This window comes from Pararhizobium sp. (assembly GCF_035497515.1).
Taxonomy (GTDB): Bacteria; Pseudomonadota; Alphaproteobacteria; order Rhizobiales; family Rhizobiaceae; genus Pararhizobium.
In genome coordinates this window covers 65,827-79,229 of sequence record NZ_DATJDJ010000218.1, presented here as the reverse complement: position 1 = coordinate 79,229, position 13,403 = coordinate 65,827, and the positions used below count along the sequence as shown (strand labels likewise).

Sequence of the window (13,403 nt, the reverse complement as noted above, 5' to 3'; positions counted from 1 at the left end):
ATAGACATGTACCTTGCCGCGATGCTCATGCTCCGCAATCGTTCGACCCGCACGACAATGGAGTCTGCGGTGGTGTCCACGATAGGACCGTCTGCACCCAAGAGCTCTTCTGGGTCAAGATAAACGGTCTCAGCCAAATCTGTTAATCTGGTAGGGATGTGTCGCGGCCAGATTACGCGTATTACCTGAATGTCCTTTGCACGCGCCCTTCCGATCTCCTGCCGAGTCCAGCGGCTGCCAAAATAAGTCGGCGTATCGAGCATTACCATGACGTCAGAGTCTACCAACCGATGCCAGAGAACCTCCTGGAAGGGATCGCCAGGTCGAATATCATGAGTGTCGAGAAAGACGTCGAAGCCACGCGCGTTCAGGAGGTCATGCATCTGAAGCGCTGCAGCACGAGACTCCGTTCGCCGATAGCTGACGAAGACTCTACGCTGAGGGCGAAGAAGCCCGATACATTCCAAGGCCGCAGCCGCCAATTCGGTTAGGGCCGCGTCATCGGTTCGACGTCGCAGACCGTTGGCAGATTGGAGAGGGATAGGAATCTCCGCGCCAAAATCTCCCTGCGGCCCAACCGTTGGAATAATTGGCATGCTTCCTTCGATTAGCTTCTGCACAACAGCTAAATCGGCCCCAATATCACCGCCGAAATAAATGGCGCAAAAGGCGTTTCCTGGAACACGAGATGCCACGCTTGCTCTATCGCGGATCATCACATCACTACCTACATGGAGATCGAAGTCCTTGACCATCGAAGTAAGAGTGGTGGTCAGTGTCTGTCGTTCGGTTTGTGTGGGCGATCCCAATATCGCTAATTCGTAGAGGCTCATCGTCCGGCGAGTCCTGCTGCGGTTTCGATCCAACCACCGATGTTCTGCCGACCATTTTGCGCTGAGAAGTCGTAAGTCAAGCAATGTTTCGAGAGGGCATCCACGGTATCCGTTGAGGGAGCCTTGAACCATAGGTCGCCCGCCGGGATTGCGGTGGTGTAGTCGCTATATCGCTGCCACTTTCCGTCGGTCCATTCGGCGAGGAAAATCCCATTCGACGTCTTGTAGAGTCCCATGGCATCCAGAGGGTTTGCTCCTTTTGTGCCCAAGACCCCGTCCTTGTTTTTTACACCGTGGATGTGCACCGTGAGTATGCCATTGCCCTTGAGAACGCTCCTCGCAATTTCATAACGAACCCAGCGACGCTGCCAGGTATCTTTCCCCGTCAAGACGCACGTGACCGAGGTGTTCACAACCCCCTTCCGCAGAAAAGTCTTTAAAGCGTCAGGGCTCTCCTTCTTCGAGGATTCGAAAACGCTACTATCAAAAAAGCCGACGCTTTCCTGGTTTTCGGGCTTTACCACCCAGCTATTGCGGACATTCCACGCACGCCAGACATCGGGTTCATAATGGAATGAAAAGAAGGTTCTACGCGCCATTCAACCGCCCTCACATTATTGGTTTGAGTTCAAAAAGGTGCCGCGCTTCCGCGCAATACGTACCCTTGGTTGTCCGCGCCAAAATGGCCGATGCCGCCAGATTGCGCCGTGTCTAAATGCCTGTAGAGTTGAAGATATTCATTGCCATGAGTGTTGCCGCGGCTGTCAACGGTGGGGACAATTAGTATCCGATCGAGGTTCTTGACGCCGTCCGCATAACCGATTTCCCAAGGGCACCATCGACTCACCATCGAATTCTCCGTTGCCAAAAAGAAGAACATCTCCGATGACTTGATTTTCTCCTGGATTCTCATTGCTGTGCGCCGATCGGGTCGGTCCGGCATGGTGGCGTCTTCCCAGTCAATATAGACTTCCCATCCGAGGTTCTGGAGAAAGGCTTGGAGTCCTTTTGCTAGATCGGCGTCCTTGTGGCTATGGCACAGAAATGCGCTTCTCTTGCTTTCCTTGTTGGCCTCCGCTGCCGTCTTTCGGATTGTCGAGAAGCGCGCAGCGTCCCGAATCTCTTGTTGCCTAAATGCCATGTTTCCCGCCCTCGCTGCAGATCTGTGACGGCTGCATATATAGCGATCCCTCAACTCTGAGTCGACGATTGGATTTGGTCCCGCACAGATTTTCGAAGTGCTTTACAAGGCTACAAGCAGACCAGTTAGAGTGGAACGTGTGCCGCTTAACTTAGAAATCCTTTGAGAGAAGGACTGAGGACGTGGGTTTGCTGTTTTTGGTATTAGCGAAGATATAATGCTACGCCTGTTTTAGGCTGTTCAACGTTCTTGTGGCCCTCAGCCAGCCAATAAGCTCCAATATTTGCTTGCAGCAGACAGACTGCTTCAGCAATTATGCATTTGGACTGAACGACTGTGATAAGGGCGCAAAGCGGATCGAACCTTCGAGAGGCTCTCGCAGCGAAAGGGCGCGGCCCCACAACGTGCGGGGCCGTCCTCATTCAGATTTCAGTCCGCTCGGCCAGTTCTAATGCGTCCTCAATGTCGATGCCCAGATATCTGACTGTGTTCTCGATCTTGGTATGGCCAAGCAGGATCTGGATCGCTCGAAGATTGCCAGTGGCCTTGTAGATCATGGCAGCCTTCGTTCGCCGCAGGGAATGCGTACCGTAATCCTACCGACGAAGCCCGATCGCCGTGACCCACTCATCGACCAGCCGGGCGTATTGCCGAGTGCTGAGATGATCAGCGTGGTCGACACGACTTGGAAAGGCATAGTCATCTCTGACCTCGGTCGTAATTTCGAACTGCACGGGTCGTCCAGTCTTCTGCTGGACCACCATCGCCCGAGTTCGAATGTCGTGGCCGGTGCGCTCTCGAATGACAGCTTCCGGGCGCTGCGCCGAAGAGCCTGAATGACCGCAACGAGGCGCAAATCGGCCATTTACCCAAACATTAGCTTCGTCATATTTCCTCGCCTTTTGGTAGAATGGCCTTGCTTTCGCGACCCACGCTACGCTTGATATACGGAGGGAAACGGGAGCGTATAAGTGGCTTACATTAAAGGGCATCATCCTGGAACGGTATGGCTGAAAGCTGACCTCCAGTGCCACAGTCCGCGCGATCGTTCATGGGATGGCGTTGGCGGCCTGCCAGGCGGAACGGAAATTCATGAGCAGGCGAGGCAGGCCTGGGCTAATGAATTCGTCGCGGAATGTCAAAATCGATCTCTTGGCCTCGTCGCGATTACCGATCACCACGACTCCGTGATGTCATCGTACGTATTCACTGCCGGCTCGGAGGTCGAAGCCTTCCATGCGTACCGGGGGCTAGAGGTGACCTGCCAAGACAACGTTCAGTGCCTGGTACTTTTCGATCCGGCTTGTGATGACGATATCATAGGCAAGTTTCTTGGTCTTCTTGTTGGAATCCTTCCCGCCAAGCAAACCGATGCGCAGGCATCGCATACGAAAGCGGCAGCCATGACCCTCGCTGAGCTTTTTGACAAAGTCAGAGCCGAACCTGTGCTGGAGCGGCAGTGTGTTTTGCTTCCTCATTTCAGTGAGGCCGACGCACACAAGAACGCCAATCAAGAGGGATTTTCTCACAGGTTTGCGCAGCTTGAATGCGATGGCGTCTACATCGAGCGACCGTTTTCAGATCTTTCACCAGCGACCCTCCAGAAAATACGAGGTGAAGTTCTGGAATGGGGAAAAATGCGACGTGCAGTGTTGGCGACCGGAGACAACAAGAAGCCAAATTGGGAGCGACTCGGTCTGCACAACTGCTGGGTCAAAGTGGGAGAGCATTCGGTAGAAGCACTCCGGCAGGCAATGCTTGCTGACGAAGCACGAATTGCATTTGAAGAACCTAAAATACCCGCCGAGACCATTAGCAGCCTCACCATATTGTCCTCGCTAACGGGTGGGGAGCCTTTGACGATGAGCTTCAATGCCGGCTTTAATGCCATCATCGGAGGCCGCGGTTCCGGTAAGAGTTCAGTCATCGAATATATACGGTTCGGCTTGGCCCGAACTGCAACCGACTTGCAGTTCGACGACGGGATTAAAGCGAAGGAACGTGATGAAAAGCTCATTGAAGAGACACTTGTCGATGGGGGCTATGTTGAAATCGTCCTCGAGCGAGACGGTGTTCAAGAGACTTGGAGACGGGATCTCGTTACACGTGACCATGTCACTGTAACGGACCAACGCGGACTTTCGGCGCCGCTTCTCTTAGATGACGCGCGCAGAAGATTTAGAGCTCGCGCATTCGAACAAAAGGGCCTGTCGTCCACCATGATGGACAAGTCAACGGCGGCCGATCAAATCACTGGCATTGCTGCCGCCGAGGAGCTGGAGCAGCGTCGGCACGTCGACGAGACAATCCAGGCTTCGAAGAGAAGTGTGGCAACCGAACTCCGTGTAACCGCAAGCTTCTGGCAACTCCAACTCGACCATCAAAGAACGCAGTCCCGCCTAGAAGACGTCAAGGCGAGGCTCGACGCAAATGCGAAGAAGCTCTCAGAAGAAGGCATGAGCGAGGATGCGCTTGCTGTTCTCGAGCGCGCACCACTTTTTGCACGCGCCCGCGGCTTCATAGGAAGTGCCGACACGAAGGCCGACACCTATAGTAAGAAGATTGAGGAACTCTCCTCTGGTCTTTTTGCCGACCTCGAGGAGGAGGCGCTTGACGACTTTCCAGCAGTGGAAAGTGTTCGACGCGCTATGGTCGAAGCTCGGACCAAAGTTCAAGATGCGTTAAAAGCGGCGACGGACGCAATTTCCGAGCTCAAGGTCACAGCACAACTCGAACTCGTGGGCTTTCAAGTTGCCGCCGACGAATTCAAGGTGCAGCATGAGGAGGCCATTAATCAGCAGGCACAGCACAGCGTGCTGATTGATCTCAACCAAAGGCTCTCTGCGGACTACAATGCTGCGGTCGAGGCCGAGCGGACGGCGCGGAGACTTCTTCAGGACAACCACGAAAGGCTCAATGGCCTGATTAGCGCCAGGACGACTCTCGCACAAGATGTCGAAGCTCGCAGAACAATTCTCAAAAAGGCTGCCGCGACGGTTGCTGGCCATTCAAGCGATACTCTCATGGCGAAGATCGGCAAGGACACTTGTCCGGAGGAGTGTGTCGCCTCGCTGATGGCGATTGCCGACGCCAGCTACATTCCAGACGTGAGCCAAAAAATCTCACAATGGATCACAAATATGGGCCTGGAAGGATGGGCAGAATTCGCTGACCAAATTCTTGACGTCTATAGGAAGAAGGTAATGCTTGGATCCCCCCCGGAACCCGGTGAGGAGCTTGTCACCGAGCTCGCTGGCTGCTTGTTCGGGGCGGCACACCAAGTGTCTGCACGGTCAGCAAAGAAAATTTACACGTCCTTAGACGATAGCACCGTAGGGGATATTCTCGCTGCGGTTCCAAGAGATTTCATTGTTCTGACTTACATTGATGAAAGGGGCCGGAAGATCTCATTCGACAAGGCGTCACCTGGACAACAGGCTTCAGCGCTCCTGGAACTTCTTTTGCGCCAGCAGGCCGGCACCTTGATAATCGATCAGCCAGAAGATGATCTCGACAACAAAGTCATCATGAAGATTGTCGATCTGATCAAGAGATCCAAGAGCAATCGACAGCTCGTTTTCGCCACGCATAACCCGAACGTTGTCGTGAATGGAGACGCAGACAAGATTTTAAGCCTTACCACTGGTGAGGTCGATCCTCGTCCCGGCGAGGATTCTATCCGGATTTCAGTGGATCAAGACGGCGCGATTGAAACGCCTGAAGTGAAGGCAGTGATTACAAAGGTGATGGAGGGCGGCGAAGGCGCATTTGATCTCCGGCGCCGCAAATACCGTTTTGAATGATGTACGGAGTGACCGCTTGGGAAAAAAATTCGCCGTTCCAGTCCGCTTCCATGTCCGCTTTTGGAAAACCGTCAGGGTAGACCCTATGTCCGGAATGAGGGCGCATTTCAGGCGCGCTTAGATCGTCATTTCTAGCGGATCTCCAATGCATCGCGCGGAAATCTCGCTGCGAGACTGTCGATAAGCTTTAGAACAGCCGGCGGAAGTCCTCGACCGGTTGTTAAACCGCCAGCAAGGATTTACGACTGGCGGCATTACTTTGCCGTTATCCAGCGCAAGCCCGGTGCCATGCGCAATCGCGCGCCCTTCCCAGAATTGCCGCTCGACGGCGGCAAAAATGCTCTGGTCCGTCGCAATTAGATGACGAAGAAATCCGTGTGGTCCAGCGCGGAGTTGTTAGCAACCTCGGCAAATTTGACGCGGCCATAGGTCGCGCCAGAGCCGTCGCGGTCGAAGTAGAGATCACCGTGGGCCTTGTCGTAAAGTATGCGATCATCGCCATCGACTCCGACTGTCGAGTTTGCGCTGGCAATGACCTTGAACACGCCGCTAGCAAGATTTCCATTGGCGAGGCCGATGAAGGCTGCGTTTTCAAGATTGAAAGTGTCCATAGCGTGATTGAAGTCGCCGATTATATCATATTTCGCGCTGTCGAGAGCGGTGTTAAAGACGAAGGTATCGAAGCCGCCCCCACCGTTCAGGACGTTGTGCGCGGCATTTCCAGTAATGACGTTGGAACCGGAATTGCCGGTCCCCGAAGATTGGCCGGCGCCAGTCAGTGTGAGGTTGTTCTGGTTTGTCCCGAGGGTCCAGCTTACCGACGCCTTTACCAAGTCAATTCCACCACCGCCATTCACCTCATCAACAACATCGAGTGTGTTTTCGACAATATACGTATCGTTGCCCGTACCACCGATCATCGTGTCAATACCGGTCCCGCCATCAAGCGTGTCGTTGCCTCCAAGGCCACGAAGAGTATCACCTCCGCCAAGACCTTTTAGATTATTTGTCCCGTTGTTGCCTTGGATTATTTGGGCGATGTTGTTGCCGGTGAGATTCATCGCGGTTGTGGCGGTGTCCGTAATGGCCGCCAGCCGCTCCACATCCGCTGCTGCAGAAAGTGCATAGCTTACCTTTGCAAAGACCATGTCGTTCGCGTCGCCGGCCGCCTCCGTTACCACGTCGCTCGCGTTGTCCACAACATACGTATCGTTGCCGATGCCGCCCGACAACGTGTCGATATTGCGGCCTCCATCGAGATAGTCGGCATCTTCGCCTCCGATCAGCACGTCGCTGGCGGAGTGAACCGCGCCGGGTTTGCCGGAGGCTCCAACTTCTGAGAAAGTGGAGCCATCATGAGCAAGACAACGAACAAGTTTTCACCTGAAGTCCGTAACCGTGCCATCCGTATGGTGCTTGACCACGAAGCCGAGCATCCATCACGCTTGGCTGCCGTTTCATCTATCGCTGCCAAGATTGGCTGCTCGCCAGCCACCCTGCACGACTGGGTCAAAAAGACCGAGGTCGACAGTGGTAAACGAGCAGGCCTGCCGAGCGATGTTGCCGAGAAGATGAAGGCTCTTGAGCGGGAGAACCGCGAGCTTCGTCAGGCCAACGAGATTCTGCGCAAAGCTTCGGCCTATTTCGCCATGGCGGAGCTCGACCGCCCCTTCAAACGATGATCTCGTTCATCGACGAACACCGTGGCGTGTTCGGGGTCGAGCCGATCTGCAGACTATTGCCGATTGCCCCGTCAACCTACTACGAGAACGTCGCCAATCGCCTGGATGTGGATCTTCATGATCGGCGTCCCGTTCATGGCGGCGGCCTCGTGCATCACTCGGACAGGGGCGTTCAATACGTGTCCATTCGCTATTCAGAGTGGCTTGCCGAAGCTGGCATCGAGCCGTCGGTCGGAAGCGTTGGCGACAGTTACGACAACGCTCTCGCCAAAACGATCAACGGTCTTTACAAGGCCGAGGTCATCCATCGGCGTGGACCATGGAGGAGCTTCGAGACAGTGGAATTCGCCACTCATGAATGGGTCGACTGGTTCAACCACCGACGACTTCTCGAGCCAATCGGGAATATACCGCCAGCCGAAGCTGAAGAGCGGTATTACGCCATGCTGGACGAAGCAGCCATGGCCGCATAACTTAAACGAAATGCCTCCGGCAAACCCGGCGCGGTTCACCGTACGCGGTTAGTCAATCCAAACTCATTGAGATGAACGGATCAGCCTCGGGATCGTAGGGAACAACGGTGTTGCCCACTATGATGTTCATGCTTGGCTCCGGAGAAACGGGCTCGGATTCAAGCTCGGCCGAATGCTCGGCGCAAAGCGTTGCGTACAACATGCCATTGTACGTCAGAACGCCGCGGCGGCCACAACGCTCGCAGACGTGGAATGATCTTGCCTCAGCCAAATAATATGCCTCGTCTATCCCCATCCAGCCCCCTTGCGGGGTATCCGCCATTCTGTAGTAGATCCTGAGACCTCCCATTTTTTCCTTGATTTGAAGCAAATGAAGGGTCCCCCCGCCGGCTGGGGTTACCTCTTCCGCAGTCACGAGGAAAGCGTGGATGATATCAGCCCAGCCATCTCCGCACTCAATGCCGAATCTCAGATTCCCGAATGTCAGATGCGGATATCGTTCCGCCAATTCGGCAATCTTGTCCATCTCCGCCCTCTCCTTGTCACCTGTCTCATACGGGTCGAATCCATGCGGTCGCGTCGTTGTTATTACGACAGGGGCGACCCAGCCACTTTCTACCGATCGATCGCGAGAGCGTCCGGCGTCGATCGTGTCAAATTTGGCGAAGCAGTGCCGGCTGGAACCAGCAGGAGCTCCATTGCCGAACGATATCGCAGAAGCGTTTGTTGGTTGAAGCACGCGACCACCTGGATCTTAGCTTTCACATCGCAGAGATCCTCATCTTCCGCTCAGAGACCAGCTTCTCTGCCAGAAAAATCAGCCTGTCTTTGTGTTTGGTCAAAATGTCCTTCGCACCGTCCCACTCCTCCCGAAGGAGGCGATCGATCTCAGGACGGAGATGGGGCGGAGTCCGATGAGATTCGGTTACACGACGGTAGTCGATTTCGAAGCGCGGACTGTCTCCCATGCCGTAGCTCATGACCATAAGTGTCGCGATACGCGTCGCCTTGTCCAGGTCCGAGCCAAGGGTTGCCGAGCCCCCAATCGACCTGTTCCCCAAAACGACGTCTTCGGCCGCCATGCCTGCTAGAGCTGTCCGAATCCTTGCCCGGAGGAATTTCTCCGTTGGTAGAACGGCATCCTTCATATCGCCCGTAATACGGCCACCTGACTGGGCACGGCCTTCGATGATCGTGTCGTTGATTTTGACAGTTACCGCGTCCACGAACCCCGATGTCAGTGCGATCATCGCGTGCCCACATTCATGTGTTGCGATGCGCTGGAGCAACGCGTAGTCGAGTTTGATCAAAGGCGGCATGCTGGATTCAACGTCGGCGATTTCGATATTCCGGCCGTGCGCGCGCGCCTGCCGTTTCGCTGCCCGCGCCAACTTTTCAAGATCGGCGGGCGAGGCACCGTCAAGCAGATCCGTGAGCGGCGACAGCATCTCCGGCATTAGTCCGCCGAGGTGGTAAGAGAGAATATCGGCTCGCTCTTCTGGCGTAGGAAGCCCGAGTTCGATTTGCTCTTCGAAACGGCCCGATCGAAGGATCGCCGGCTCGATGTCCTCTGGTCTGTTGGTGGCGGCGAGCAAAATCACGCCGGGCCAGTCGGCTGCGGTGCTGGTGAGTTCGAGAAATGTATTGACGACCTGAGTCTCATAATAGGCGTGTCGGCTGCTCCGGTGCTCGCGGTTTCCGATCGAGTCCAGCTCGTCGATAAACAGCAATGCGGGAGATTTCGACTGTGCCTCGTCAAAAGATTCACGCATCGCGCGAAGCATGTTTCCGAGGTATCCGTCCCCTGCGGATTGCCACCGTCCAGCAGAGGTCGCAATCAGCGTGACGCCGAGCTCCGCGGCCAGCGCCTTGGCGAACATGGTTTTTCCGACGCCAGGTGGACCGACGATGAGGGCGCCCCTGTCCAAAGCTGACCACGCGAGCGTCTTGTCTCTCCATGACAACACGTCAGTCGCAAGTTTTGACACCCATTCTCGAGCGGGCTCAAAACCCGGCAACTCGCTGAGACGAGGTCCTTCGGGGACCTGCGAATCCTCTGCAAAACGAAGAGTGTCGAAGTTTATGTCAGCAAGCGAGTGCCGGCAGATTAGCGCCTCTATCACTTCCCAGTCTTCACCTACCACTGCCGCCGCCGTCCTATCATCAAGGCAAGGTCTGCCCGCCAACGTCCGGACTGCGTTCAACAGCCGAACGGTCGGCTTCTCGACGGTAACCGTGTCGTCGGCTGCCATCCGGACGGAGCGCGGGATCGCCTTGATGTTGTCGGTGAGCAAGATCGTCTGCGCATTGTAAGACAATAGGTCGAGGTCGAGTTTCGTTTTCGAGCCGTACTCCTTCGAAACCACTCGGTGCATCGATTTTTCAGCGTTGAAAAACGCGCGTGCTTGCCCGGAAAACAAGAGATCGGCTGCGCGTTGAAACCGGTGGAACCAACGCTTGTCAACAATTACGATCAGGAGCCCGCCGACGTCTCCTCGGAACTGACGGGTCGGCTTCAGTGCACGCCGAAGGAGGAAGTAGGCCAGCATTGAACCAGGCCGTTTCCTGATCCCTTTGAAAGCCGCAGAGGTCATTCGATGTTTCATGACAGCGCCCTCGCGCGGGGAGTGCCAAGACGATACCAGCGGTTCAGGGTGCGGGCGAAGTGTTCCTCGTCGGCTTGGAAGTGCGCGTAGACCTCGCTGGTGACGATCTGGTGTCCATCCGGCAGCGATGGGTGTCCTTCGACGACGCCTTCCAGACAAGGCACTTTTCGCGAAGAGTGGAACCATTGATCCAAGAAGGGCATTGCCATCAGCGCTGGGGACTCGATGGTGCCCTTCTCCAGGCGCTCGAGGTCGGCGAGCAGCTTTCTCAAACGACCAATTTCCTCGGCGATGCGTGTTTGCATGATCCGTGCTCCTTCGGAGATATGAGGCATGTGGTCCAGTCGAGCTCACTTCGAGCTACGCCAATGGAGTTGAAAACAGAGAGTTGAGGCTGGGTCACTTCGCGTCTTTTTCATTCTGTGATTCGGCTCAATGGCGAAGCATGCCAATTGTTGACATGTGTCATAATGACGAATTCGAAAGTCATATTTACGCCGTTTCATGACTGATTCGGATGGACGTTGTCAACTATGACGAATCCTGAGATTTACGGGGCATGGATACGCTCCGACGAATGTTACGCGCGGCAAGAGAAGCGGTCGGTCGAAGCCAGGCGGACGCCGCCGCCTCGGCCGATGTTTCGGTGCGCACGATTCAACGTATGGAAAGTGGGGAGGGAGAAGTCACGTTCGACACACTCGCCTCAGTGCGAGATTTCTTGGAGACACAAGGCGTAAAGTTCTTGCCTCCCGACGACGATCGCGATTGGGGGGTGGCATTCTCGGACGCGGTTGCACCGTTTCCGGATGAAGACAGCGCAAGAAAGCGCCTATTTGATCGGGCACCCGGTGCGGTTTTACGAGCTGCAAGGACAATCCTGGCGGCGTCTCAAGAGCAGTTGTCAAAGCAGGCAAACGTCGCACATACCACGATCCGACGACTTGAAAATTCGGATCCCACTGTGCCAGCGGAACTCGCTTACAGGCTGCAATTATATTTTCAGACTATGGGCATTGAGATGCGAAAGCCCGACTCGAACTACGGCTGGCGCGTTTACTTTCGACAGCAACGACCATCCTAGGTCGGTTAGCTCTGCCTCCATTATTTTTTACAATCCGCGCGTGTGAGACGGGTTTTAAAGTCGCCGTCGAACTGGGTGGACGAGCTGACTCTCTCGATGTGTACGCCAGCTTGGTCCTAGGCTGCGTTTCCAATTGTGATGCCGTTAAAACCCGCCGTAAACAGCACCTCTGAACAGAAGTGAACATCCTCACTCTGAGAGGGCTAAAGCCAAAGAATAAAGCGGACGGGCTGACGCCCGACTTATTCGCTGTCGAATTCAAGCCGTCCCTGCACTAGCAGTAGTCATGCTTGCGCCGGCTTGAAGTCGAAGAAGGCGGAATCCGCCTAGTCGGCGGATGCTCTATATTTAGAACATATAAATCGTACGGGGGTTTAAGGCTTCGATACGAAGATCCTCAAGAAGGTCATCGCCATCCGCAAGCAGGACAAGGACGAGCGCATGGAACAGGAAGCCATCCTCGACACCTATCTTGCCGCTCTCGGCATGATCGACGCGCCGGACGCTGAATAATCCCGGCGAAACGAACACTCCCAGCGGGTACCAGAACATCGAAAAGGCCGGATCAAGTCCGGCCTTTTGCTTTGAGAACCATCCAGGAGAACGCGGATCCGTCCTCAGGCAGCGTCGCTGCTCTTTTCGCCGCGGGGCAGCTTCCAGCCGGGGCGGATGAAATGGCAGGTATAGCCATCAGGAATCCGCTCCAGATAATCCTGGTGCTCCGGCTCCGCTTCCCAGAAGTCACCGACCGGCTCCACTTCCGTCACGACCTTGCCGGGCCACAGGCCGGAAGCATCGACATCGGCGATCGTCTCGAGCGCGACGCGCTTCTGCTCGTCACTGGTATAGTAGATCGCCGAGCGGTAACTCGTTCCCCGGTCATTGCCCTGTCGGTCCGGTGTCGACGGATCATGGATCTGGAAGAAGAACTCCAGGAGATCGCGGTAGCTGATCCGGGCGGGATCGAAGGTGATTTCGATGCCTTCCGCGTGGCTGCCGTGATTGCGGTAGGTCGCGTTCTTCACATCGCCGCCGGTATAACCGACCCGTGTGTCAATCACGCCGTCATAACGGCGGATCAGGTCCTGCATGCCCCAGAAACAGCCGCCGGCCAATACTGCGCGTTCAGTCGTCATCAGATATCCTCCACCTGATCGAGATAATCACCGTAACCTTGCTCTGTCATCCTGTCGCGATCGACAAAGCGGAGCGAGGCCGAATTGATGCAATAACGCAACCCGCCGCGATCCCTCGGACCATCGGTAAAGACATGGCCGAGATGACTGTCCCCATGGGTCGAGCGAACCTCCGTCCGGACCATGCCGTGGGATGCATCGCGCAGTTCCGCCACATGGGCCGGGTCGATCGGCCTGGTAAAACTCGGCCAGCCGCAACCGGATTCGTATTTGTCCGAGGACGCGAACAATGGCTCGCCCGAAACGATGTCGACATAGATACCTGGCTTCTTGTTGCCGAGATATTCCCCTGTCCCAGGCCGCTCCGTACCGCTTTCCTGTGTGACGCGGTACTGTTCCGGAGACAGTTTTGATATCGCTTCCGGGGTCTTCAAGTATTTGGACATCCACAACTCCTGATCCGTTTCAACGGGATTGCTTTTCCGGCCACCCCACATCCGTGACACGTCGTGGCGAACGACAGCGAGACAGAAGGTGCGACCAGCGAAGAGATGACCGATATATAGGGAGATACCCGGCTTTCCGCCATGCCCGTTAAAGCCTGCGCGTCCCGGTGGAACTCACATCATCCGCACATTCCCGTGA

General features: G+C 55.5%; 11 protein-coding genes, 3 pseudogenes and 1 other annotated feature. Of the genes and pseudogenes, 4 read left to right on the top strand and 10 right to left on the bottom strand.

From position 1 onward, the window contains the following. From VL202_RS23190 to VL202_RS23175, 4 genes and pseudogenes are all read right to left on the bottom strand, one after another. Nucleotides 1-833 (bottom strand): toll/interleukin-1 receptor domain-containing protein (locus VL202_RS23190; RefSeq protein WP_325466412.1); only part of this gene is annotated, 833 nt, incomplete at its 3' end. Further along, nucleotides 830-1,432 (bottom strand): TIR domain-containing protein, encoded by a 603-nt coding sequence (locus VL202_RS23185; protein ID WP_325466411.1) that lies wholly within the window; start codon nt 1,430-1,432, stop codon nt 830-832. The genes VL202_RS23190 and VL202_RS23185, both read right to left, overlap by 4 nt. Nucleotides 1,433-1,461: 29 nt before the next feature. Continuing rightward, nucleotides 1,462-1,974 (bottom strand): toll/interleukin-1 receptor domain-containing protein, encoded by a 513-nt coding sequence (locus tag VL202_RS23180; RefSeq protein ID WP_325466410.1) that lies wholly within the window; start codon nt 1,972-1,974, stop codon nt 1,462-1,464. Between the two features lie 422 nt (nt 1,975-2,396). Continuing rightward, nucleotides 2,397-2,765, bottom strand: a pseudogene (locus VL202_RS23175) (tyrosine-type recombinase/integrase); the annotation flags it as partial. 180 nt (nt 2,766-2,945) lie between these two features. Between VL202_RS23175 and VL202_RS23170 the strand changes: the two are divergent. Beyond that, entirely contained in the window at nt 2,946-5,777 is a 2,832-nt protein-coding gene (locus VL202_RS23170) for a TrlF family AAA-like ATPase (RefSeq protein WP_325466409.1), read from the top strand. Between the two features lie 356 nt (nt 5,778-6,133). On the opposite strand, the gene VL202_RS23165 is transcribed toward VL202_RS23170, so the two are convergent. Further along, nucleotides 6,134-7,066 carry a calcium-binding protein gene (locus VL202_RS23165; protein WP_325466408.1) on the bottom strand — a complete coding sequence of 311 codons (933 nt, stop codon included), beginning with the start codon at nt 7,064-7,066 and terminating at the stop codon, nt 6,134-6,136. 66 nt (nt 7,067-7,132) lie between these two features. Here VL202_RS23165 and VL202_RS23160 point away from each other — a divergent pair. Beyond that, nucleotides 7,133-7,932 (top strand): annotated as a pseudogene (locus tag VL202_RS23160) (transposase). Continuing rightward, nucleotides 7,414-7,530: a sequence feature (AL1L pseudoknot), on the top strand. Its footprint overlaps the pseudogene before it by 117 nt. Before the next feature lie 52 nt (nt 7,933-7,984). Here the strand turns inward: VL202_RS23160 and VL202_RS23155 are convergent. The 3 genes from VL202_RS23155 to VL202_RS23145 form a co-directional block, all read right to left on the bottom strand. Continuing rightward, the gene (locus tag VL202_RS23155; protein ID WP_325466407.1) at nt 7,985-8,458 is read right to left on the bottom strand and encodes a hypothetical protein; all 474 of its coding nucleotides are present in this window, start codon (nt 8,456-8,458) and stop codon (nt 7,985-7,987) included. Nucleotides 8,459-8,693: 235 nt separating this feature from the next. Beyond that, the gene (locus VL202_RS23150) at nt 8,694-10,481 is read right to left on the bottom strand and encodes an AAA family ATPase (protein WP_325466406.1); all 1,788 of its coding nucleotides are present in this window, start codon (nt 10,479-10,481) and stop codon (nt 8,694-8,696) included. A 53-nt stretch (nt 10,482-10,534) separates the two neighbouring features. Further along, nucleotides 10,535-10,843 (bottom strand): hypothetical protein, encoded by a 309-nt coding sequence (locus VL202_RS23145; protein WP_325466405.1) that lies wholly within the window; start codon nt 10,841-10,843, stop codon nt 10,535-10,537. Nucleotides 10,844-11,097: 254 nt separating this feature from the next. On the opposite strand from VL202_RS23145, the gene VL202_RS26020 reads away from it, so the two are divergent. Together VL202_RS26020 and VL202_RS23140 are read left to right on the top strand one after the other, a co-directional pair. Further along, a complete protein-coding gene (locus tag VL202_RS26020; RefSeq protein ID WP_414692935.1) occupies nt 11,098-11,622 on the top strand; it encodes a helix-turn-helix domain-containing protein in 525 nt (174 codons plus the stop codon). A 378-nt stretch (nt 11,623-12,000) separates the two neighbouring features. Then, a pseudogene (locus VL202_RS23140) lies at nt 12,001-12,135 on the top strand (DUF2312 domain-containing protein); the annotation flags it as partial. A 104-nt stretch (nt 12,136-12,239) separates the two neighbouring features. Here VL202_RS23140 and msrA read toward each other — a convergent pair. Together msrA and msrB are read right to left on the bottom strand one after the other, a co-directional pair. After that, nucleotides 12,240-12,758 (bottom strand): peptide-methionine (S)-S-oxide reductase MsrA, encoded by a 519-nt coding sequence (msrA, locus tag VL202_RS23135; RefSeq protein ID WP_325466404.1) that lies wholly within the window; start codon nt 12,756-12,758, stop codon nt 12,240-12,242. Next, nucleotides 12,758-13,204: a peptide-methionine (R)-S-oxide reductase MsrB gene (gene msrB, locus VL202_RS23130; RefSeq protein ID WP_325466403.1), complete on the bottom strand. Its 447-nt coding sequence runs from the start codon at nt 13,202-13,204 to the stop codon at nt 12,758-12,760. Before msrB ends, msrA begins: the two co-directional genes overlap by 1 nt. Between the last annotated feature and the right edge of the window lie 199 nt (nt 13,205-13,403).